Origin of the sequence: Candidatus Schmidhempelia bombi str. Bimp (assembly GCF_000471645.3) — a bacterium.
Classification (GTDB): Bacteria; Pseudomonadota; Gammaproteobacteria; order Enterobacterales; family Orbaceae; genus Utexia; species Utexia bombi.
Genome location: NZ_AWGA01000036.1, coordinates 16119 through 38071 on the forward strand (window position 1 = coordinate 16119; position 21953 = coordinate 38071).

22 protein-coding genes are annotated in these 21953 nt (G+C 35.8%); 12 read left to right on the plus strand and 10 right to left on the minus strand.

Translation table 11 applies throughout. From position 1 onward, the window contains the following. Positions 1-71 precede the first annotated feature (71 nt). The 3 genes from ygfZ (at position 72) to citG (ending at position 2581) form a co-directional block, all read left to right on the plus strand. Positions 72-1013, plus strand: coding sequence for a tRNA-modifying protein YgfZ (gene ygfZ, locus O970_RS03495; RefSeq protein ID WP_024495781.1), 942 nt, complete (start codon positions 72-74; stop codon positions 1011-1013). Beyond that, positions 1006-1308: an MGMT family protein gene (locus O970_RS03500; RefSeq protein ID WP_024495782.1), complete on the plus strand. Its 303-nt coding sequence runs from the start codon at positions 1006-1008 to the stop codon at positions 1306-1308. The genes ygfZ and O970_RS03500 overlap by 8 nt, the downstream gene beginning before the upstream one ends. A gap of 382 nt (positions 1309-1690) precedes the next feature. Beyond that, complete coding sequence (gene citG / locus O970_RS03505) at positions 1691-2581, plus strand: triphosphoribosyl-dephospho-CoA synthase CitG (protein ID WP_024495783.1); 891 nt, start codon at positions 1691-1693, stop codon at positions 2579-2581. Between the two features lie 205 nt (positions 2582-2786). Here the strand turns inward: citG and O970_RS03510 are convergent, their stop codons facing one another. From O970_RS03510 to O970_RS03525, 4 genes are all read right to left on the minus strand, one after another. After that, positions 2787-3161 carry a DUF956 family protein gene (locus O970_RS03510; protein ID WP_024495784.1) on the minus strand — a complete coding sequence of 125 codons (375 nt, stop codon included), beginning with the start codon at positions 3159-3161 and terminating at the stop codon, positions 2787-2789. 94 nt (positions 3162-3255) lie between these two features. Then, positions 3256-4164, minus strand: a complete 909-nt coding sequence (locus O970_RS03515) for a PTS system mannose/fructose/sorbose family transporter subunit IID (protein ID WP_024495785.1) — start codon at positions 4162-4164, stop codon at positions 3256-3258. Positions 4165-4181: 17 nt separating this feature from the next. Further along, positions 4182-4985: a PTS mannose/fructose/sorbose transporter subunit IIC gene (locus tag O970_RS03520; protein WP_024495786.1), complete on the minus strand. Its 804-nt coding sequence runs from the start codon at positions 4983-4985 to the stop codon at positions 4182-4184. A gap of 31 nt (positions 4986-5016) precedes the next feature. Next, entirely contained in the window at positions 5017-5988 is a 972-nt protein-coding gene (locus tag O970_RS03525) for a PTS sugar transporter subunit IIB (protein ID WP_024495787.1), read from the minus strand. 362 nt (positions 5989-6350) lie between these two features. Here O970_RS03525 and O970_RS03530 point away from each other — a divergent pair, with 362 nt between their 5' ends. Both O970_RS03530 and O970_RS03535 read left to right on the plus strand, forming a co-directional pair. Next, positions 6351-7085, plus strand: a complete 735-nt coding sequence (locus O970_RS03530; protein WP_024495788.1) for an epoxyqueuosine reductase QueH — start codon at positions 6351-6353, stop codon at positions 7083-7085. A 532-nt stretch (positions 7086-7617) separates the two neighbouring features. Further along, positions 7618-9276, plus strand: a complete 1659-nt coding sequence (locus O970_RS03535) for a carbohydrate porin (protein WP_024495789.1) — start codon at positions 7618-7620, stop codon at positions 9274-9276. 180 nt (positions 9277-9456) lie between these two features. Here O970_RS03535 and O970_RS03540 read toward each other — a convergent pair whose 3' ends face one another. From O970_RS03540 to O970_RS03560, 5 genes are all read right to left on the minus strand, one after another. Continuing rightward, positions 9457-10818, minus strand: a complete 1362-nt coding sequence (locus tag O970_RS03540; RefSeq protein WP_036562547.1) for a PTS ascorbate transporter subunit IIC — start codon at positions 10816-10818, stop codon at positions 9457-9459. Between the two features lie 24 nt (positions 10819-10842). Further along, the gene (locus tag O970_RS03545) at positions 10843-11115 is read right to left on the minus strand and encodes a PTS sugar transporter subunit IIB (protein WP_024495791.1); all 273 of its coding nucleotides are present in this window, start codon (positions 11113-11115) and stop codon (positions 10843-10845) included. 70 nt (positions 11116-11185) lie between these two features. Continuing rightward, complete coding sequence (locus tag O970_RS03550; RefSeq protein ID WP_024495792.1) at positions 11186-11629, minus strand: PTS sugar transporter subunit IIA; 444 nt, start codon at positions 11627-11629, stop codon at positions 11186-11188. A 422-nt stretch (positions 11630-12051) separates the two neighbouring features. Continuing rightward, positions 12052-12753 carry a response regulator gene (locus O970_RS03555; RefSeq protein WP_105291834.1) on the minus strand — a complete coding sequence of 234 codons (702 nt, stop codon included), beginning with the start codon at positions 12751-12753 and terminating at the stop codon, positions 12052-12054. A gap of 10 nt (positions 12754-12763) precedes the next feature. Continuing rightward, positions 12764-14365, minus strand: a complete 1602-nt coding sequence (locus tag O970_RS03560; protein WP_024495794.1) for an ATP-binding protein — start codon at positions 14363-14365, stop codon at positions 12764-12766. A gap of 194 nt (positions 14366-14559) precedes the next feature. Here O970_RS03560 and O970_RS03565 point away from each other — a divergent pair, with 194 nt between their 5' ends. The 7 genes from O970_RS03565 (at position 14560) to citX (ending at position 21212) form a co-directional block, all read left to right on the plus strand. Next, the gene (locus O970_RS03565) at positions 14560-15915 is read left to right on the plus strand and encodes a 2-hydroxycarboxylate transporter family protein (protein ID WP_024495795.1); all 1356 of its coding nucleotides are present in this window, start codon (positions 14560-14562) and stop codon (positions 15913-15915) included. Positions 15916-15986: 71 nt separating this feature from the next. Continuing rightward, positions 15987-16832 (plus strand): fumarylacetoacetate hydrolase family protein, encoded by an 846-nt coding sequence (locus O970_RS03570; protein WP_024495796.1) that lies wholly within the window; start codon positions 15987-15989, stop codon positions 16830-16832. Positions 16833-16835: 3 nt separating this feature from the next. Then, positions 16836-17858 (plus strand): [citrate (pro-3S)-lyase] ligase, encoded by a 1023-nt coding sequence (gene citC / locus O970_RS03575; protein ID WP_024495797.1) that lies wholly within the window; start codon positions 16836-16838, stop codon positions 17856-17858. 25 nt (positions 17859-17883) lie between these two features. Further along, complete coding sequence (citD, locus tag O970_RS03580) at positions 17884-18174, plus strand: citrate lyase acyl carrier protein (protein WP_024495798.1); 291 nt, start codon at positions 17884-17886, stop codon at positions 18172-18174. Beyond that, positions 18171-19058, plus strand: a complete 888-nt coding sequence (gene citE, locus O970_RS03585) for a citrate (pro-3S)-lyase subunit beta (RefSeq protein WP_024495799.1) — start codon at positions 18171-18173, stop codon at positions 19056-19058. Before citD ends, citE begins: the two co-directional genes overlap by 4 nt. A gap of 14 nt (positions 19059-19072) precedes the next feature. After that, complete coding sequence (gene citF / locus O970_RS03590) at positions 19073-20605, plus strand: citrate lyase subunit alpha (RefSeq protein ID WP_024495800.1); 1533 nt, start codon at positions 19073-19075, stop codon at positions 20603-20605. Between the two features lie 76 nt (positions 20606-20681). Next, on the plus strand, positions 20682-21212 hold the full coding sequence (gene citX / locus O970_RS03595; protein ID WP_024495801.1) for a citrate lyase holo-[acyl-carrier protein] synthase: 531 nt from the start codon (positions 20682-20684) through the stop codon (positions 21210-21212). Positions 21213-21481: 269 nt separating this feature from the next. Here citX and O970_RS03600 read toward each other — a convergent pair whose 3' ends face one another. Continuing rightward, positions 21482-21733 carry a hypothetical protein gene (locus O970_RS03600; RefSeq protein ID WP_130575716.1) on the minus strand — a complete coding sequence of 84 codons (252 nt, stop codon included), beginning with the start codon at positions 21731-21733 and terminating at the stop codon, positions 21482-21484. Positions 21734-21953 lie beyond the last annotated feature (220 nt).

Below are 21953 nucleotides of genomic sequence, written 5' to 3' on the forward strand. Positions count from 1 at the left end.
TTTCATTAAATATGACAATATCACTATTTGATTTATTAAATAAATATTATTAATAGCATATCAGGTTAATTATGAATATATCTCTTGCTTACGATCTTCCTTTTTGTTTTATGCGGCTTGATAATTGGCAGCTAGTTACTGTCTCAGGTAAAGATAACCGATCTTATTTACAGGGACAGTTAACTAATGATATCAGCCAGCTAGATCAAGACCATTTTATGTTTGCTGCCCATTGTGACCCAAGTGGTAAAGTGCTAAGCAATTTATGCTTATTCCAGCAAAATGAACAGATTAATTACCTATTGCGCAATAGCGTAGCCGTTGCACAAATTGCTGACTTAAAAAAATATGCAGTATTTTCGAAAGTAAATATTCAATTAGACAATAGTAATCAATTGTTAGGGGTTGCCGGTAACCATTGTGAACAACGATTAACAGCACTATTAGGCGATATACCAACGACGTCACATTCGGTTATGGCTTTAGATGGATTGACTATTCTCCGTTTTGAGGCGCCACAACCCCGTTTTATTTTGATTGGTTTACCTGAAAAAATAGCTGATTTACAGCAAAAATTAAGCCAACAAGGTGCTATTGAAAAAACAGATGAACAATGGCTTGCTCTAGATATAGAAGCGAATTACGCCATTATAGACAACCACTATTTTATGCAATTTTTACCGCAAGCACTGGGATTAGAAAAGATTGAAGCGATTAGTTTCAAAAAAGGGTGTTATCGAGGTCAAGAAATGGTGGCAAGGGCCCAATACCGCGGTGCCAATAAACGTAGTTTATTTCATCTAATTGGAGAAAGTCCAGCCTTACCTGAAGTAGGAAGCAGTTTAGAATTAGCCTTAGGTGACAATTGGCGACAAACAGGTAACGTGCTGGCAACTGTACGTCTAGCAGATAACCGTATTTTAGTTCAACTAGTGCTAAATAATGATATATCTATCACGGATAAATTTAGAGTACTTGGTAGCCCAGAAAGCCAGTTACAGATATATGAATAATCAACTTGATAAAGCCTATCGCATTTATACAGTGATTGCAGCGATCCCTTACGGCAATGTCATCAGTTATGGGGACGTTGCCCGATTAGCCGGATTACCTCGCGGCGCACGATTAGTCGGTTGGGTGCTTAAAAAGCTACCTGAAGAGACTCAACTACCTTGGCATCGAGTAGTAAATGCGCAAGGGAAACTAATTAGCCACAATCAACAGCAGCGACAACGATTATTATCTGAAGGTATTACCTTTAAATCAAATGGCCATGTTGATTTAAAATTGTATGGTTGGATTCCTTAATATAATATGTTCACACTTTTTGGTTCTAAAAAGTGTGAACATATCAGCTGACATAACATTGTCTATCAAGGGGATAAAACTAAAATTATAGATTGGGATTATGATAACAGCGAGAACAAATTAATATTTTCTGCTACGTCTTTAATAAGATTAAATCTACGTTTATTTCTCTGAATAAGATAAATTGGTATGGTTAGTTGTATAATGTTTTAAATAAGATAGCGCCTATTATATATAGACATAGTCAACCTCAATTATCTGGAAATAGCCAATCTTTTTCTTTCTCCCTTTAATCGATTCCCATCATTTATAGATTAAATTGGTCTTAATAACAATTATCTGTTATATTTTTCTTGATTAAACAATTTGTTATGGTTTTTATGTGAATTATTATACTCAACAGCTAGCGCGATTAAAGGCAACTTTATCGGCTAGCGATCAATATTCTTTGGCTGCGCAATTAGCTCAAAAAGCGTTATTAAAAGAAGTGTGTTTATCGCCTAAACCAGGTTTAGTCGACAGTATTAATAGTGGTGCGCACCGTGATATGAATTTTGATACTTTTATTCGTAGTATTGATGCTATTACGCCTTATCTAGAACGGTTTTATTGCCATGGGCTATCAGCGAGTAATATTGATGAATCTGTACTACTATCAGGACTCAGACAAATAGGTTTAGCTTGTGAGCAAGCAATGTTTAGCGCTACGGGACATGTTAATACTCATAAAGGGGGGATTTTTGCCTTTGGTCTATTATTAGGCGCTATTGGACAACTCGAATCCCAGCAGCAAACGATTAATTGTCATACCATTTGCCAAAAGGTTGCTGGTATTTGTCGCGGTATGGTCGATAAAGAATTAATTCAAAAACAGACCGTTTCCACCGTTGGTGAAAATCTATTTAAAAAGTATCAGCTAACTGGTGCGAGGGGGGAAGCTGAATCTGGTTATATGACGGTGAACAATATCGCGTTACCCGCCTATTTATCTATGCGTCAGCAAGGTTATGACGAGGAAACCAGTTTATTACAAGCGTTGTTATATCTGCTCGCTTATAATAATGATACCAATTTAGTGTCACGCGGAGGAATGGCGGGCTTGCAGTTTGTACAGCAAGCAGCAAAAGCATTAATTGATAAAGGGGGAATGTGCCATCACGCAAGTAGAGCAAGTTTAGCTGATTTAGATCAGCAACTTATCGCACGTCATTTAAGCCCTGGTGGTAGTGCAGATTTAGTCGCTATTACTTGGTTTTTAGCGCAATATATTTAATTTTATCGTGGCACTTTTTGAGCAAATAGCGCTCTTATCTCTATGAATTTAGGTTGTGTAGCCAATTTATATTAATAATTGTCATCAATAGCGGGAAAGGCTAAAATTAATTGATGACAACACGTTTCATATTACAAAAACGCTTCATAGAGCGGTAATCATGTTGTTGGTTAGGTTAATAAAAGTAGTAAAATAGGTTAAGTCTTTACTGTTTGAGTTTCTGACGGCGTATACGCTGTTTTAGCCAATGAAACAAACTTGGCGATTTAACTATTTTATGACGATCAATATAGGTATGCATCGCTTTTAATACCAATTTAGGTTGCTGCGAGGCAAATGTAAATGTGCCATATCGTTTGGTATGAATCGCATAACGAGGAATCCATTTCCCTTTAAATAGTACCATAGCTTGAACTAACTCAATTTCTCCCCATGGTATCTGTACGAATTTTCCACTATTATATTGATGATAAAATTCAAAAGCCTTATCACCAATCATAATTTTCCCATATTCAGGTAAACCTAAAAATAATGTACTATTCACAATAAAATCTGCTTTAGTATTCAATGAAAGTACCATTAATATTTACTCCTGATGTCAAAGATAACTACGAATTAAACCCATAAATAATAGGTTGACAAGCAGGACCGATCTGGCCCTGCAAAATTAGTGGCTATAATAGACCAACTACATGCCCAATGACGCCAGTAATAAATAAACCGATAATCATTAAAATTGGTGAGACTTTACGTTTTAATAGCCACATACAGAAAAACGTTAATAATAGCGGAACTAAACCTGGAATCAACTGATCGAGATTATCTTGTAGCGTGGTCACTTTTTCTTGTGTGAGTGAAAGCCCATTTTGAACTTGAATTAAGGCCTCTTTTATTCCTTCGCTATTAGGCGGCAAGCTAGCCCAATCAATGTATCCTTTATCCAATTTCACTTTGGATATAATAGGTTTAAAGTCAATAGAAACCCATCTTTGCACTAAGGTTGCAAGAATAAACATCCCTAAGATTGATGCCCCTTTCGTAATTTTTTGTAATATTCCTCCCGATATATTTTCGGTAATCTTAGTCCCTGTATGATAACCAAGTTCTTGGGTGTACCACATAAAGCCAATACGAATAATATTCCATAATAGAAAAAATAAAATAGGACCTAATATATTGCCACTCATGGCTAATGAAGCACCAAGTGCACCAAGCATTGGACGAACCGTAAACCAAAATACTGGGTCTCCAATGCCAGCTAATGGTCCCATCATACCAACTTTCACCCCTTGTATTGCGCTATCATCGATTGCAGCGCCATTCGCTCGTTGCTCTTCTAGTGCCATAGTGACGCCTAAAATAGGAGAAGCCAAGTAAGGATGGGTATTGAAGAATTCTAAATGACGTTTTAATGCTGCGCGATGTTCGGGTTGAGTATGATATAGTTTTTTGATGGTTGGAATCATCGCATAGGCCCAACCGCCATTTTGCATACGCTCATAATTCCATGAACCTTGTAAAAATGTAGAACGCCATGCAACAGATAATCGATCTTTTTTACTTAATTGAAGATGCTTTTCCATCGTATTCTCCTAACTTGTTAGTAATCATTTAAAATATCGTCAAGGGGATCGCCCGAATTATGACGATCGTTAGTGGGATTACTGCGTTCAGAGAGATTTAAATAGATAATGGCAAGCGCGACACCCAAAGCACCCAGCGATATTAGTGTTAATTGAGACAGCGCGGCAACCACAAAGCCAATAATAAAGAATGGCCATACTTCTTTGTTGGCCATCATATTGATTACCATAGCATAACCAACGGCTACAACCATTCCACCACCAATAGCCATGCCTTCAGTTAACCATTTAGGCATAAAATTTAATATTTCGACAACGGTTTGTGAAGGAATAAAGAGTAAAGCTGTAGCGGGTATAGCAATACGTAACCCTTGCATAGCAATGGCTAACATTTGAAGTAATTCAATTTTTTTGATATTACCTTGTTCGGCTGCTGTATCCATCATATGAACAATAGACACTGCTAACGTACGCACTAACATAGTTAAAAATAATCCAGCAACGGCTAGCGGTATGGCGAGAGCAATTGCGGTTGAGACACCATCAATACCTTGACCGCCCAGCGCCAAAATAATAGCTGAAGCGACTGCGGCTAATGCGGCATCAGGGGCAACCGCAGCACCAATATTGGCCCAACCAAGAACGATCATTTGTAATGTCCCACCTAATACAACACAGGCTTCTAAATTACCGGTGACTAGACCGATTAAGGAACATGAAACTAAGGGTTGATGAAATTGAAATTGATCTAAAATACCTTCTATCCCCGCCACAAAGGCGATGAAAATAACCAGTATTACAGCGAAAAACGATAATGTCATAATAAACCTCGTGAATTAATATAATTTTTGCTTAACGAAACGCTTGCTTGGCTTTCGCTAATAATTCGTCCATATTACCTCGGCTATCATTAGGCACTTTACGTACATCAAATTGCACCTGTTTCGCTTCAAGTTTCTCAAATGTCATTACATCATTCTGATCCATTGAAATAACATTGTTAACCATCACTTTGCCAACAGAATGTGCCATAGAGCCAATATTTAATTCCTTGATTTCTAGTCCCCCTTCAATGGCACGTAAAACGTCTTGTGGATTTTCAAATAGTAATAACGCATTGGTATGGCTAAAACGTGGATCATGGGCTACTTCAATAATTTTTCTGATTGGGACGACATTCGCTTTAACGCCAGGGGGGGCTGCTTGCTCAATTAATTGTTTTCTTAATTTATCATTAGAAACCGCATCGGATACGACAATAATCCGATTCGGATGGGTGGCTTGTGTCCAAGCTGTGGCGACTTGACCATGCAATAGACGTGAGTCAACTCTAGCTAGAACAATATTTAATTTACCCGAATGATTGTTATTTGTAATTGATGGTTGATTAGTCATTTGCGAAGCGGATGTTGACGTGACGTCGGTTTTTTTGGTTGCTGTACTTTTAATACCTTCTTGAGCTGAATGGATAATATTTGCTGCTATGTCTTGGACATTGTCCATGCTTAATCTGGCCCCGTAAGCGTCAATTAACATGGGTAAATTTAAACCTGATATCACAATCCATTTATCGGAATGTGCTTGAGCAAGATTATTGGCCTGATTAAACGGTGTGCCGCCCCAAAGATCGACAAGAAATAATAGTTGCTCACTGTCAGTAAAAGTGGCGATAGCTGCTTGCATACGCTGCTTTAAATCATCAGGACTATCGGTGGGATGTAAGGTAACAGCCTGTACATTTTCTTGTTCACCAAAAATCATATTGCCTGATTGTAAAATACCTGTAGCAAACTCTCCATGACTTGCCAAGATAATACCTATCATCTATCGCCTCCTATATATTAAACCATATAAATTATAATATAAGCTGTTTTTGATAATATGAAAGCAAAAACTAAAATATTAGTTATTACTGTGATCAGTTGTTAACGTTGTAATGAATAAAAGTAAAATGTATGCATTGTTTAGTAAAAAAATAAGCAGTGAAATAGAATCACTATAAAAATCAATGATAGCGCGATAGTGATAGCTTATATTGATATAAGTTAATCGCTTTATTCTTATAAAATATAGCTGTTCCTTATATTTGTAAGGTATAATAAATTTGATATAAAAATCAAAACCTTACGAAAGATAAGGTTATTAAATGATCCTTCTCGATTTAATCAATTAGGTTTAAAAATAAAATGTTTATTAATGCAACGGATATATTAGAAAAACTCAATCCTCACAATAAGATTAATTATGATGCAGTTTTACAACAAGTGATTAAAAATTGGCAAACATTGCCCCAAAAACCCAAATTATTAATCCACAGTTGTTGTGCACCTTGTAGTACTTATGTTTTGGAATATTTAGCTCAATATGCTGAAATCACTATCTATTTTGCTAACTCGAATATTCATCCTCGGGTTGAATATGAGTATCGGAGTCAAGTCCAACAAAAATTTATTCGTGATTTTAATCAAAAAACGGGTTATCAAGTCCAATTCCTAGAAGCGCCGTATCAGCCAGCGGAATTTATTAAAAATGTCGAACATTTACGCGACGAACCAGAAGGTGGGGCGCGTTGTCATATTTGTTATAAAATGCGACTTGATTTAGCCGCGATTAAAGCACAAGAACTAGGTTTTGATTATTTTGCTAGTGCATTAACCTTAAGTCCTAAGAAAAACAGTAAAAAAATCAATGAGTTAGGGATGGATATGCAGGAGTTATTTGCCGTAAAATATTTACCTTCAGATTTCAAAAAAAATAATGGATATAAACGCTCAGTTGAAATCTGTAAAGAGTACGATGTTTATCGTCAATGCTATTGTGGTTGTATTTTTGCGGCTAAAGAGCAGGGGATAGATTTTAAAGCAGTTATTAAACACGCTAAAGTTGGCTTAGCAATGATAGAGACAAAAGAAGTGCAATGATTGATGAATGTGGATGTATCGAATTTTAGCCCATGATTAGTGATAAGTAACACGATCTATTTTAACGACTATCGCTGATTTGATGAAATGGCTAGAACCGATCTAGTCCAAGTGATCATCTAGCCGATAGATCAACGCTATTTCAATGCAGATATTTATTTGTTCAAATAATAAACGTGATAAAGGTCATATAATACATTATTCAATCTAACAATTTATTATCGATTGATTACAATAATAAACAGTTGTTGGATAAGCGAATAATAGGATTGTGATTGCGTTTAGCAAGCAAAACCTGCCTTTTGTAAAGAAGTTTTCTTTATGAAAGGCAGGTTTTTTTATTTAATTATACTAACTATATCTATATCAGTTAGCCGTGTTTATATATAGCAATTAGGCAATATAAGGCTTGATTGTGGTTGAATAAGATATATCACGACTTAATTCACTCCAATTTATTTGTCACCATACTAAGTAGATAAGTCTGTACTTGTTAAAGTTGTTTGATTATATAAATGTAAGGAGAATAAGAATGAAATATTTATTCAAGGTATCATTTACTCAGAGCAAAAAATTGATTAAATATATGACTTATGCGCTATTATTAGGCGTATGTTTGCCCTGCTGGAGTTGGGCGGCGAGTCCAGAACAGTTAGAAGCCAGAATTGCGGATCTTGAAAAAAAACTGATTCAACTTAGTCAAGAATCGTTGGAATTAAAAAAGCAAGTTATTGCAGCTAATAAAAAAATAGCTAGCTTAAATCAACAATCAGCACCATCACTCACCTTGCCTGTATCTAAAATAACCACTGAACAGCTAAATCCAGAACCACAACCACAAGTCGTTTTGTTAGATGATAGGATCAATACTTTGGCGGATAGAAAACATGAATTAATGCCAACGGAGAAAACTCGTTCCACTCAACGTACATTAACTCTAACCGAATTTAAAGATTACATTAAAGATGAAATAGGCTTCTCTTTTGGTGGCTATTTTCGCGGTGGATGGGCCTCCTCGACAAATGGCGGGCCTAAAAATTATGCGGAAGGTGCTTTAGGGCGTTTAGGTAACGAATATGGCGGTTGGTATGACTTGATCTTTTCCCAAAAAATCTATGATGAAGATAATCGCCGTATAGATGCATTAGTAATGATTGATGGTAATGTCAACGTCAATAAAGCTGCCGGTCTATTTAATATTCAAGATGATAACTATATGCAATTTTCTGATATTTATTTAACCACACAGGGATTTATTCCGGGTTATCCAGAGGCCAATTTTTGGGTAGGAAAACATAGCTTACCTTATAATGAAATTCAAATGTTAGATTGGAAAACGCAAAAAACACCAGCAGGTGGTGCAATTGGGATTGAAAATTTAAAACTAGGCGTAGGAGAACTGGCTTTTTCACTTTCTAGAGCCGATGTTAATCTAGCTCAAGATGACGTTAACCATGATGTCAATGTGAATCAAATTGAGTTACGTTATGGCAATATTCCATTATGGCAAGATGGCACGATTGAGCTAGCCGGTAAATATGCTTTAGCGAATAAATCAAAGCAACAATCTGATTTAACGGTAAAAAATGCCTGGTTAGCGGGTCTTTTATGGAAACAAGAAAACTTCTTAGGCGGTTTTAATCAATTATCGTTACAAGCAGCAAGTAACTCAATGGCCAGCCAATTTGCAAATATTAATACAAATAATCCTGAATTTGCGGCTAATGCTAATAATGATTATATTGGTCAGCACACAGGCGGAACAGCCTACCGATTTGTTTCTCAAGGTGAAGCGTATTTAGCTGATAAGGTCATTATGTCTCATGCTTTAGCCTTTACGTTGGGTGATGATGTTTATTCTTATGATATGAATAGAGCGCATACCGATTTTATGAGCTTTAAGTCAGCGATACGTCCGGCTTATATTTGGGACAGATACCAACAATCAGGTATTGAATTAGGCTATTTCCATCAGCGAAATAAAATATCAGGAGAAAAATATAATGAAGAAGGATATAAAACCACCCTATTTCATACCTTTAAAGTGGCAGAAAGTCTGTTAACCTCCAGACCCGATATCCGTTTTTATGTTTCCTATATTCATGCGTTAAACAACGATGTCAGTCAATTTGACTTTAATGGTAAAACTTATCAGGTTAGTTTTGGTATACAAACCGAAGTGTGGTTTTAACATTGGTCATGGATAAAAATAAAGGGATGGTTGTATCCCTTTATTTTAGTATGATACCTTTGGTAAGGTTTTATATTACTGAAATCACTTTTACTCATTGTCATTGTTACTATTCAATTTAAGGTTAACCTTATTTTGCTTGCTTATCATTAGATAAAATCTAATTTATTATCACCCTTATTATTTTTCTTCTGCTGACTTCACTTTGGCAACCCGATCATAAATGACTAATAACACAAAAATACCAATCATAATTGCCATAATCATTTCTCTATTAAGGAAACGAGCCATATTGCCTAAGATAATGCCTAAACTACAGAAATCGAGGTCAGAAAATGTTGTGTTGACAAAGCCTAATGCACCAAGTACGGGGATTAATAGTACGGGTAAAAAAGTGAGTAAAAGACCGTTAACAAAAGCGCCTAACATCGCGCCACGACGACCGCCCATGGCATTACCAAATACCCCCGCCGTCGCACCACAGAAGAAATGAGGAATAACGCCAGGTAAAATTAATACGGTATTAAGTCTACCTAATATAAATAAACCCACCAAGCCGCCAAGAAAGCTAAATAAAAAACCAATTAATACACCATTTGGCGCATAAGGGAAGACAATTGGGCAATCTAAGGCGGGCTTAGCATTGGGAACTAATTTTTCTGAGAACCCCGTAAATGCGGGAACGATTTCCGCTAGAATAAGCCTCACACCTTGTAAGATAATAAATACCCCAGCAGCAAAAGTAATCGCTTGAATCACCGCATAAACAAGATAGTTATTACCATGACTTAACGTCTTTTCCACATAATAGGGACCAGCACAAATGGCTAGGATCAGATAAATTATCATCATAGTTAAAGATATTGAGATAGAACTATCGCGTAAAAAGCTCAGATTTTTAGGTAAATTCATCTCTTCTGTGGAACGTGAACCTTTTCCTACAAGGCTTCCAATCCATCCTGCTAAGACATAACCAATTGTGCCAAAATGCCCTAATGCAACCCCATTATTACCCGTAATTTTTACCATTTGCGGCTGAGCTAACGCAGGGAATAGCGCCATAATGAGACCTAAAGTTAAAGCGCCAGTAAAGACTAATTGCCAGCCAGTAAATTTAGCCACCGTCAAAATAATACTAATCATACAAGCCATATAAAACGTATGATGACCCGTTAAGAAAATATATTTTAACCGTGTAAAGCGTGCCACAATAATATTGGCAACCATTCCAAATGCCATAATGAGAGCTGTGGCAGTACCATACTCATTAAGTGCCATTGATACAATGGCTTCATTGTTAGGAATAATACCTTGCAATTTAAACGTATGTTCAAACATTTGACCAAGTGGCGTAATCGATTGAATCACTACGCTGGCGCCACCGCTTAGCACTAAAAAACCAAGAATAGTTTTAATGGTACCTTTGATAATATCGGTTACAGGTTTATGTTGAGAAATAAGCCCCATCATGGCGATCATACCGACTAATATGGCTGGAACTTTTAAAATATCAATAATAAACTTAATGAGTTCATTAATCATAAAAACTCCTTCATGGATAAAATATTAATGTGTATTAAAATAGTCGGTTAATTTTGCTTCTAGCTCATCGATATCAATAATACTGTTTAATACAATTAATTTATCTGAAGGAATACTGGCGCTATCTGCTAAATCTGTGGTCATAATAAAGAGATCTGCGGCATCGGGCATGGCTGAGGCTAAATCCGAATGAGTCACTTCAGCCTGTTGATTTATTTTTTGAAGTACTTTTTTAATATTCATTTCTACCATAAAGCTACTGCCTAAACCATTACCACAAACTGCCATAATTTTCATATTACTTTCCTTCTATTTTATTGGATGATAAAACAATGTGAATGTGTTAACACGTTGTGTGAGATTCATATTAGTAATGTTTGATTACATTAAGTATTTCGTTACATGTCTTGGCATGAAAAATCTTATTCATATCGTCAGCATTTGAAAATAGTGCGGCTAAATTTTGTATTATTTCTAAATGACTTTCTGAATCTGGTGCCGCTAGTAGCGTAATGACATATACGGGATCATTATTGGATGAATTAAAATTAACACCTTGCTGGACCAATAAAAGAGATAAGCCTAGGCTATTGACCCCTTCTTCTGGGCGAGCATGTGGCATAGCAATACCTGGCGCTAACACATAATAAGGACCAATATTTTCGTGCAAATGATAGATAGCTTGTAAGTAATCAGACGAAATGACACCATTTTGTAATAAAGGAATAGCACTAATGTCAATTGCTGTTTGCCAATTATCAATAGCATTAACGATATTGACTGTTTCAGCTGTAAGCCATTTGGATAGCATATTTTCTCCTATGAATATATGGTATAGGTTTTTTTGCTATGAAACTAACATATTGAAATATAGTGGGAAATAAAGAAATTTAAAAGTGTGATAGTGCTATCAAATTTGGATGAATTTTTAAATAAAATGTGATAAAGATAACACAATTTAGGTTGTTATAAGTTATAGGTTATTAGTTAATAATCACCACGCATTAATTAGCTCATTTCAGCCTGAGAAAAATTAATGTTTATTTGATTATCAGATAGTAAATTCTGATTTAACAACATAATTAAGCAATGACTATTTATCTGTTTAGGTTTTCCCTAATAACTGTTTTTATCAGGGAATTACTTCGATTTACATTCAATAACAATTATTGCTGATTATATTTAATATTATTAATTATTTATCAAAAAAGAGATAAATAATTTTGCACCCAATTAAGACTTAGCACGAATATATAAACGCTCTGGTCGTCCTATTTTTCCATATTTAATTTCAGTGGTTAAAAATTTCGTGTGCACACCATACTCTAAGTATCTTCTTGCCGTGGTTCGGCTTAGTTGTGTTTTTTCAACCACACTATCTACGGTAAACGCCTCATTACTCTGTATAAATAATTCTTTCACTTTTTGTAAAGTTAATTCCTCAATACCTTTAGTATGTTTATTTTGATTAATAAAATCCTTGGTTTGTAAATTAAATAGTTCATCGATACGCTGTTGGTTGACATGTTTTTGGATACTTTGTCTGTATAAAAATAAGTCAAAACGTTTAAGTGAATGATTTAATCGATCATAAGACACGGGTTTAATCAAATAGTCAAAGGCGCCGTAACGAATAGCACGGCTACAGGTTTCAATATCACTCGCAGCAGTAATAAAAATCACATAGCTATTAAGTTGATGACGGATAATATGCTCAAATAAGTCAATGCCTTCTCCATCAGGTAAATAGTTATCTAGTAAAATCAAATCTGGTTTTAATTTATCGACTAATAATTTGGCATCCGCTAATGTAGGCGCGATAGCTAAGGCTTTGATATAAGGATCACGCTGAATAAAATCAGCATGTAATTCCGCTAAAATCGGCTCATCCTCCACGATTAATACGTTAATTTGTGATTTATTTGTGTTTTTCATAGGAATAGCCTTAACAAGATTTAGGAATAAAAATAGAGAAGATGGTACCGTAAGGTTGATTGTTTTCAACAGTAATATAACCCTGTGTCTTTTGAATATAGGTTTCGACTAAATGTAAACCAATACCGTGTTCTGCAGGATCTTGAGAAGTCACACCCTGATCAAAAATGGTGTCACGAATAGTTTCATCGATTCCACAACCTTGATCACTCACTTCAATAACAATCTCATCCGATTCATCATTAATATATAAGTGGACAGATTTATCGCCTTTTGATTGTTTTACACAAGCATTAAATGCATTATCTAATAAATTACCAATAATAGACATCAATTCGGTCTCAGATAACATAGGCGGTAAAGTAGTTAACTGCATAGCAGGATCAAAAGTAAGATTGACATTCATTTCATGTGATTTTGAATATTTTCCAATTAACAAACCACCAATGGAGGGATAACTAACCCGTTCTGTCACAAAATCTAATACTTTTTGATTATCTGCTGAATGTAAAGCGATAAATTTTTCTGCCTCTTCATAACGCTGCATATGAATGAGACCAGACAAGGTCGCCATCCAATTCAAATGCTCATGACGTAAGGTACGCAAATTATCTACATATTGATTGATTTGTGTTAATTGTTGACTTAATAAATTTACCTCATCAAAACTACGAAAGGTAATCACCCAACCGCAAAGTTGCTTATCAATTAATATTCTAATACGATTAATGATAACCATCTTATCATTAAAATAACAGACTTGATCATGAATATCTTCATATTTATTGTTGTCATCATAAATTATCTTTGTAGAGGCAATATATTGATTTAATTCAGTATTGATTAATTGCTTGACAGATTGGTGCAAACCTAATAGATGTCTAGCTGCATGATTAATGTTAATAATTTTATACTGGTTATCAATAGCAATGATCCCCTCAAAAATGGATTCCATAATTGCATTCTGTGTTTTGACTAACAGCGCAATATCTTTTGGCTCTAAATCAAACATTTGTCTTTTTATCATGTAAGACAAGAACCATGAAAATAAAAACAGTGCTATTAAAAAGCCAATGCACAATATTATAATAGGAAGCTGTTGCTGTTTATGTAAAGCTGCGATATGATCTAACATATAACCCACAGATACAATACCAATAACATTTTGATTTTCATCAAAAATCGGGGCTTTGGCGCGCAGCGACGTACCCAGAAACCCTGTTTTAATGGTAGTAATAGTTTTACCTTTTAAAACCTGCTCATTATCACCACCAACCATAGGCATATTAAGCGGCGCATTTTTAGTATGAAATAAGCGATTCGCATGATTATCGCCGATAACTATATAGTCAGCATCACTTTGTGTGTAAATAGAATGGATTAATTCTCTAATTTTAGTTGTTTGATTTGTTTTTACATATTCAATTAGTTGAGGCAGAACAGCCAAGGCTTTAGCTTGTATTTTAGCTTTTTCTCCCTGCATTTTATATAAGGATGATTCGGTAATTGCCGAAATATAACTCTGTAAAATAAAAGTACTTATTATTGAAAAAAACAGTAATAGTAGAAATAATTTACCAGTAAAAGATAGTGTAAAAAAACGTTTTAACATATAAATTAAAATTTTTAAATCCTGCTACTATTGTTCATTTTAACACAATTAACCAACTTATCTCCTTTAAAACCATAAAAACCACAATAAATTTATGATTTATATCACAAAAAAATAACGAAAAATTACAGATAATAGCAATTAGTAATAAATTATTAATATTTTGAGAAATATCAACGGAGATAGTCATTATTATGACAGTTTTAAGTAAAATAAATAAAGATACGATAGTACAATTATGGAAAAATTTTTGGCCATGTGGATGGTGGAAATTAATGGACAATTATAAAGTCGGCGTCATTCCTCTACCGTTCTTTATTATTGCAGGTTGCTTAGTTTTAGGTGAAGTATATTTAAACGATAAACTACCAAGTGACATCGTTGTTATGGTGGTAACATGTGCATTTTTCGGTTTCCTATGTGGTGAATTTGGTAAACGGTTACCGATCATTGGAAAAATGGGGGCCGCGGCAATTTGTGCAACCTTTATACCATCAGCATTAGTTTATTATGGTATTCTTCCTGAATCTATTCATGTAGCAACAAAAAAGTTCTATAAAGATACCCAGATTCTGTATCTTTACATTTGTTGTATCATCGTTGGTAGCATTATGAGTATGGATAAGAAAACGCTAATTCAAGGGTTCTTACGTATTTTCGCACCAATGCTTTGTGGTGAAATTGTTGGTATGTTAGTTGGCGTTGGTGTTGGTATGCTTTTAGGCTTATCACCTTTCCATACATTCTTCTTCTTAGTACTACCAATTATGGCAGGTGGTGTAGGTGAAGGTGCGATTCCATTATCAATGGGCTATGCCGCTATTTTAGGTATGGAGCAAGGTGATGCATTAGGACGCGTGTTACCTATTGTAATGTTAGGTGGTTTAACGGGTATTATTTGTGGCGGTATTTTAAATCGCATTGGTAAGATGTATCCACATTTAACTGGTAATGGTAAATTAATGCCAGGTACCGCTGAAAATGAAGAAAAAGTGGAAACTAAAAAAGAGATGGTAATGGATGTTACAACCTTTGCTTCAGGTGTTCTATTAGCGGCAATGTTATATATGGTTGGTATGATTGGTCATAAAATGATTGGTCTTCCTGCGCCAGTAGGTATGTTATTTGCTGCGGTATTAGTGAAATTGACTAATGGTGTTTCACCTCGTGTATTAAGTGGTTCACAAGTTGTTTACAAATTTTTCCAAACTTCAGTGACTTATCCAATCTTATTTGCTGTTGGTGTGGCAATTACCCCATGGCAAAGTATTGTTGCAGCCTTTACAGTAAATAACCTAATCGTTATCGTTTCTACTGTTGTTAGCTTAGTCGCCACAGGTTTCTTTGTATCGAAACAACTAGGTATGTACCCAGTTGATGCAGCGGTTATCTCTTGTTGTCAAAGTGGTCAAGGTGGTACGGGTGACGTTGCTATCTTAACTGCAGCGGAAAGAATGGAGTTAATGCCTTTTGCTCAGATCGCAACCCGTATTGGTGGTGCTATCAATGTCTCATTATCACTATTAGTCTTAGCTCGTTTTATTGTATAATATGACGGTGTACATGAATCACAATATTAATTGTGATTCATCTTATAGTAGTCTAGTTGTCTGAGGTATAAATGAAACTAGTTAGTTATCTTTTGTCAGGTAATCCAAGTTATGGTATATTAACAGAGCAAGGTATTATTGATTTAACTCGTCGTATTGGCGATAAATACAGTGATTTAAAAGCATTACTTTCAGCAAGCGATTGGTTGCAAATTGCAAGAAATTATGTAAATGAAATTGCTGATGTTAAAGAGGAAGAGATTGTTTATCTTCCTGTAATACCAAACCCAAATAAAATCTTATGTGTGGGAATGAATTATGCAGAAAAGCGTGCTGAATTCCATGAAACGAATTCCGCGCCAACATTGTTCGTTCGATTCCCAGACTCACAAACCGGTCATAAAACCAACGTGATCAAACCATTGATCACTAATGAATTTGATTATGAAGGTGAGTTAGCAGTCATTATTGGTAAGGGTGGTTTCCATATCGAAGAAGCAGAAGCATTACAGCATGTTGCTGGTTACAGTTGCTATATGGATGGTTCAGTACGTGATTGGCAACATGCTTGGTTCACTGCGGGTAAGAACTGGCCGTCAACAGGTGCATTTGGGCCATGTTTAGCGACAGCTGATAGTATCCCTGATCCAAAAGTATTAACGCTAAAAACCTACTTGAATAAACAAGAAGTACAGCATGATTCGTTGAATAATTTAGTTCATCCAATCCCTGAATTAATTGCTTATATTAGTAGCTTTACTGCATTATCCCCAGGTGACGTGATCTTAACAGGTTCACCGGGTGGAGTAGGTAAAAAACGGAATCCGCCTTTATTTATGAAAGAAGGGGATTGTATTGAAGTCGAGATCTCTCATATAGGACGTTTAAGTAATTCCGTTATCTCAGAAAAAAGGTAATAAATGTATAGTTCACTTGAATACTCGGTTGTTGATATCTCGAAACAACAATCAGTATTAGAGTCCATTGAACGGTTACTACATTTAGCGGGTCTGGAATTAGACCCGCGATTATCTGTATTTGTAATTGCTATCGTGGATTCAAAAATTGTTGCCTGTGCGGGTATTGATCGTGATATTATAAAATGTGTTGCAATTGATCCAGATTATCGCGGTAATAATATCAATTTAGGTTTATTAGAATATACCATTAAATATGCTAATGAACACGGGCAGTTCCATCTTTTCCTTTATACTAAACCTGAAAATAAAATCTTCTTTCGCAGTTGTGGTTTTTATCCTATCGTTGAAGTACCTGATTTAGTTGTATTAATGGAAAATACCCCAATTGGTATTAAACGTTACTGCCAACAATTGAGCCTTGAAAAGAAACCCGGTAACAAGATCGGTAGTATTGTGATGAATGCGAATCCTTTTACCAAAGGACATCAGTACTTAGCTGAAACCGCAGCAGCAGAATGTGATTGGCTTCATATCTTTGTTGTTAATGAAGACGCCTCTATGTTCTCCTTTGCTGATCGTTTTGAATTGGTAAAAGCAGGCGTTAGTCATTTAAAGAATGTTTCAGTTCATGCGAGTTCTTCCTATATTATTTCAAAAGCAACATTTCCAAGTTATTTTCTAAAAGAGCAGGCGAAAATTGATAAAGCTTATATGGGAATTGATTTATTAATTTTCCGTAATTATATTGCGCCAGCACTTAATATTACTTGTCGCTTTGTTGGTACCGAACCAACCAGTGAAGTAACCAATGCGTATAATGAGGCAATGGCATATTGGTTGCAAGATAGCCAAGTCAGTTCAATGCCGGTTATACCTCTGATTGTACTGGAAAGGATAAAGGAAAATAATTTTGCAATATCTGCCTCACGTGTTAGGGCACTATTAGAAAATCAGTGCTATGATGAAATTAAAGCATTGGTTCCCCCAACGACATGGACATATTTGCAAAATAAATATATGTAATTTGATCGATTAAAAGGTAAATTTAATGAAAATACAAAAAGAAGCTCTAGCCGGAACGCTTGAATCAAGCGATTTAATGGTTAAAGTCAGCCCAAATTCTGGGATTGAAATTATTGTAAATAGTGAAGTTAATAAACAGTTTGGAGCACAGATTAGATCAGTCGTTGAAAGTACATTAGCACAGTTAAATGTCACTGATGGACTAATTGTTATTGATGATAAAGGTGCGCTTGATTGTGCGATTAAAGCTCGTGTGCAATGTGCAGTATTACGTGGCGCTGAAGTGGAAGAGTTAGATTGGAGTAAATTACTATGAAAAAATTGCGTAGAAGTATGTTATTTCTTCCTGCCGCTAATGCAGCAATGTTATCAACGTCTTTTGTTTATAAACCAGATTCGATTATGTTCGATTTGGAAGATGCGGTATCTATTAAAGAGAAGGATGCAGCACGTTTATTAGTTGCTCAAACATTACAATTGCCAATCTATAAAGAGAGTGGTATTGAAACCGTGGTTCGTATTAATGCGTTGAACACACCTTTTGGTCTTAAAGATTTAGAAGCAGTAGTTCGCGCTGGTGTTGATGTCGTACGTTTACCGATGACGAATAGCGCAGAAGACATTCATGAGTTAGAGCAACATGTTGAACGCATAGAAAAAGAGTGTGGTCGCCCTGTTGGATCAACAAAATTAATGGCTGCTATCGAATCAGCATTAGGCGTTGTCAACGCGGTATCAATTGCAAAATCGTCTCCACGTTTAATTGGTATTGCCTTAGCCGCTTTTGACTATTTAGTGGATATGCAAACTGAACGAGGCGATGGTACGGAACTATTTTATGCTCGTTGTGCGGTATTACATGCTGCGCGCGTAGCTAAAATTGATGCATTTGATGTGGTTTACTCAAATGTTAATGACGATGCTGGTTTCTTAAATGAAGTGAATTTAGCTAAAAAATTAGGCTTTAACGGAAAATCATTAATTAATCCGCGCCAAATTGAATTACTTCATAATGCTTATGCACCAACAGCAGAAGAAGTTGAATACTCTAAGAAAGTGGTAGAAGCGGCAGAAGAAGGTGAAAAAGCTGGTTTAGGTGTCATTTCTCTAAATGGTAAAATGATTGATGCACCAATTATTGCCCGCGCAAGAACCATTATCGAATTAGCAGCTGTTTCAGGTGTTCGTAAAGCGATTTAATAGGACAGATTAAGATGACGACATGTACAAACAACAATATTGAGGCTATTAAAGCTCAACAACCAGATTTAAACAATTTGGTTCCTTTTACTGGCGCAAATACGACAACGCCTTATCTCAATGATCCAGTAGCAAAACATACCCGTAAATTATGCCAAACAATCGAAGAAGCCATTAAAAAATGTGAGCTTCGTGATGGTATGACAATCTCTTTCCACCATGCGTTCCGCGAAGGAGATAAGGTGATCAATAAAGTGATCGAAACTATCAGCAACATGGGGATTAAAGATCTAACGTTAGCGTCTAGTTCGTTACTTTCTTGTAATACACCGTTAATTCAACATATAAAGAATGGTGTAGTAACACAGATTTACACCTCGGGTATGCGTGGTGAATTAGCCGATGCTATATCTCATGGTTTAATGGAAAAACCAGTTCATATTCATTCTCATGGTGGACGAGTTAAATTAATTCAGTCTGGAGAAATTAATATTGATGTGGCTTTCCTAGCGGTTTCTACAACCGATGAAATGGGAAATGCTAACGGTGTATCTGGTAAGTCTCAATGTGGCTCATTAGGCTATGCAATGGTCGATGCGCAGTTTGCGAAAAAAGTGGTATTATTAACGGAAGACTTTGTTACTTATCCAAATAATCCAGCCAGTATCCGTCAGGATCAAGTTGATTATATTGTCAAAATTGATGAAGTGGGTGACCCGACCAAAATTAGTGTTGGCGCAGCACGTATTACCAGCAATCCGCGTGAACTGATGATTGCTCGTTATGCGGCAGATGTTATTGAACATTCAGGCTATTTTAAAGATGGATTCTCTATCCAAACTGGTTCAGGTGCCTCCTCCACTGCGGCGACACGTTTTCTTGAAAATCGCATGCGCGATAAAAATATTACTGCCTCATTTGCGTTAGGTGGTATTACCGCAAGTATTGTTGATTTGCATGAAAAAGGTTTAGTTAAACGTTTATTAGATACACAAAGCTTTGATGGAACAGCAGGACAGTCTCTAGGTCGTAATAAAGATCATATCGAAGTCTCGACTAATGTTTATGCTAACCCTGCATCGAAAGGGGCCAGTGTTGACGAATTAGATATTGTTATCCTCAGTGCATTAGAGATTGACCTTAATTTCAACGTCAACGTATTAACAGGTTCTGATGGGGTAATGCGTGGAGCCTCAGGCGGTCACTGTGATACTGCAACTGGAGCTAACTTAACAATTATTGTTGCGCCATTAATTCGTAGCCGGATCCCAACGCTGATCGAAAAAGTAACAACCGTTGTCACACCAGGAGAGAGTGTCGATGTGTTAGTGACTGACCACGGAATCGCGGTTAATCCTAATCGCCCTGAAGTGGCAGAACGCTTAATTGCTGCAGGTTTACCAGTGATGAAGATCGAAGACCTTTATCAACGTGCTATCTCTTTAACTGGCAAACCAATGCCAATTGAATTTGAAGACAAAATTGTTGGTATTGTTCGTTATCGTGATGGTTCAGTTATTGACGTCGTTCGTCAAGTAAAAGACTAATCACTAATATAGGTGCACTTAAAAATTATCGCTGATAATTTTTAAGTGCCATTTTAGACTCAATTTAAGAAAAATAATGAATCTCTCATTCTATGATGGTCAACCCATTACTTTACTTCAAATGCTAAATGCTAAAGAACAGCGAGTGATCAGGCAAAGGCAAGCCATCCAGCAATACCAATTACCCCTTATTTCATTGACGCTAGTCATTCCAGGTGAAATAAAAAAAAGTAGTGCATCAGATTATTTATTTAAGCAAGCATTAATTGCAATTCAACACACACTAGAGCAGCAACAACTCGCAATAGTTGAACAAACCACATCAGTGTCAGAGACAGGAAATGAAGCTTTTATTGTGGTTGATAGTTTTGCTTCCGAACTAAAAAAACAGTGTATACATATTGAACAACAACATCCATTAGGTCGCTTATGGGATATTGATGTAATAGATCCTATTACTCAGCAAAGCTTATCGCGTACAGCAACATCGCCACGTTTATGTCTGATTTGTCAACAACCCGCTAAATATTGTAGTCGCTCGCGCAAGCATAGTGTGGATGAAGTATTACAGGTAATGACGGATATTGTGAGCGCTTATCAGTGTTAGACTAAGGACCTTTATTTATATTAGTCTTTTTTACTTATCGGTATGTCCACATTTGTTAAGGTCATTACTTGCTTTTTTTCTTGTTGTTTTTCTTGTTTTTTGGAAAAATTTTTATTAAGTAGTGAGATATTAAATTATTACAGCTATCCTTTTTAATAGCCAGCAAAGCAAATAGGCGCTGTATTAGGTATATTAAATCCTTTTAGTCTACATATTACTGCGCCAGTCTTTGCTAAGCTCGGGTTAGGTACAATTGCAAATCTAAAAAACTATTTAGGTTTCATCATGATTTCACGAATACTTCCGTCACTGTATAAACCATCTGCTTGTTTGATTAAATAAATCTGATGTATACCCACTTCTTTTTCATCACTATCAAGAAATTCTGAATATAATTTCTTCAACTTTGGAGATTTTACCCAATCAGGAATACCTTCCACCTTATAATCAAAATCTACATAAACTTTAATCTGTGTTCGACTATTACCGTCCGGTACTTCACGTTCGCTTACATCGGTCACCTTTAACACTTTTCTTGTTCCATAACAAAAAGCCGTTTGATCTAATTTATCACCGTCATAATAATGAATCGGATGATAATATTGATACTTCTCCCCCCTCAGGGGTTAAAGCGTAACGATATAAGACCGGCTCAGAATTAATTTGTTCTCGTGATAGTAACCCTAGTTCAAAAAATAATGGCAAAGTTTTAGCCAGTTTTGTTTTATTCCACGTTTCCCA

Coding starts and splice junctions, on each gene's coding strand:
- ygfZ (WP_024495781.1), top strand. CDS start 72: ATGAATATATCTCTTGCTTACGATCTTCCTTTTTGTTTTATGCGGCTT.
- O970_RS03500 (WP_024495782.1), top strand. CDS start 1,006: ATGAATAATCAACTTGATAAAGCCTATCGCATTTATACAGTGATTGCA.
- O970_RS03510 (WP_024495784.1), bottom strand. CDS start 3,161: ATGGTACTTTCATTGAATACTAAAGCAGATTTTATTGTGAATAGTACA.
- O970_RS03515 (WP_024495785.1), bottom strand. CDS start 4,164: ATGGAAAAGCATCTTCAATTAAGTAAAAAAGATCGATTATCTGTTGCA.
- O970_RS03520 (WP_024495786.1), bottom strand. CDS start 4,985: ATGACATTATCGTTTTTCGCTGTAATACTGGTTATTTTCATCGCCTTT.
- O970_RS03525 (WP_024495787.1), bottom strand. CDS start 5,988: ATGATAGGTATTATCTTGGCAAGTCATGGAGAGTTTGCTACAGGTATT.
- O970_RS03530 (WP_024495788.1), top strand. CDS start 6,351: ATGTTTATTAATGCAACGGATATATTAGAAAAACTCAATCCTCACAAT.
- O970_RS03535 (WP_024495789.1), top strand. CDS start 7,618: ATGAAATATTTATTCAAGGTATCATTTACTCAGAGCAAAAAATTGATT.
- O970_RS03540 (WP_036562547.1), bottom strand. CDS start 10,818: ATGATTAATGAACTCATTAAGTTTATTATTGATATTTTAAAAGTTCCA.
- O970_RS03545 (WP_024495791.1), bottom strand. CDS start 11,115: ATGAAAATTATGGCAGTTTGTGGTAATGGTTTAGGCAGTAGCTTTATG.
- O970_RS03550 (WP_024495792.1), bottom strand. CDS start 11,629: ATGCTATCCAAATGGCTTACAGCTGAAACAGTCAATATCGTTAATGCT.
- O970_RS03555 (WP_105291834.1), bottom strand. CDS start 12,753: ATGAAAAACACAAATAAATCACAAATTAACGTATTAATCGTGGAGGAT.
- O970_RS03560 (WP_024495794.1), bottom strand. CDS start 14,365: ATGTTAAAACGTTTTTTTACACTATCTTTTACTGGTAAATTATTTCTA.
- O970_RS03565 (WP_024495795.1), top strand. CDS start 14,560: ATGACAGTTTTAAGTAAAATAAATAAAGATACGATAGTACAATTATGG.
- O970_RS03570 (WP_024495796.1), top strand. CDS start 15,987: ATGAAACTAGTTAGTTATCTTTTGTCAGGTAATCCAAGTTATGGTATA.
- citC (WP_024495797.1), top strand. CDS start 16,836: ATGTATAGTTCACTTGAATACTCGGTTGTTGATATCTCGAAACAACAA.
- citD (WP_024495798.1), top strand. CDS start 17,884: ATGAAAATACAAAAAGAAGCTCTAGCCGGAACGCTTGAATCAAGCGAT.
- citE (WP_024495799.1), top strand. CDS start 18,171: ATGAAAAAATTGCGTAGAAGTATGTTATTTCTTCCTGCCGCTAATGCA.
- citF (WP_024495800.1), top strand. CDS start 19,073: ATGACGACATGTACAAACAACAATATTGAGGCTATTAAAGCTCAACAA.
- citX (WP_024495801.1), top strand. CDS start 20,682: ATGAATCTCTCATTCTATGATGGTCAACCCATTACTTTACTTCAAATG.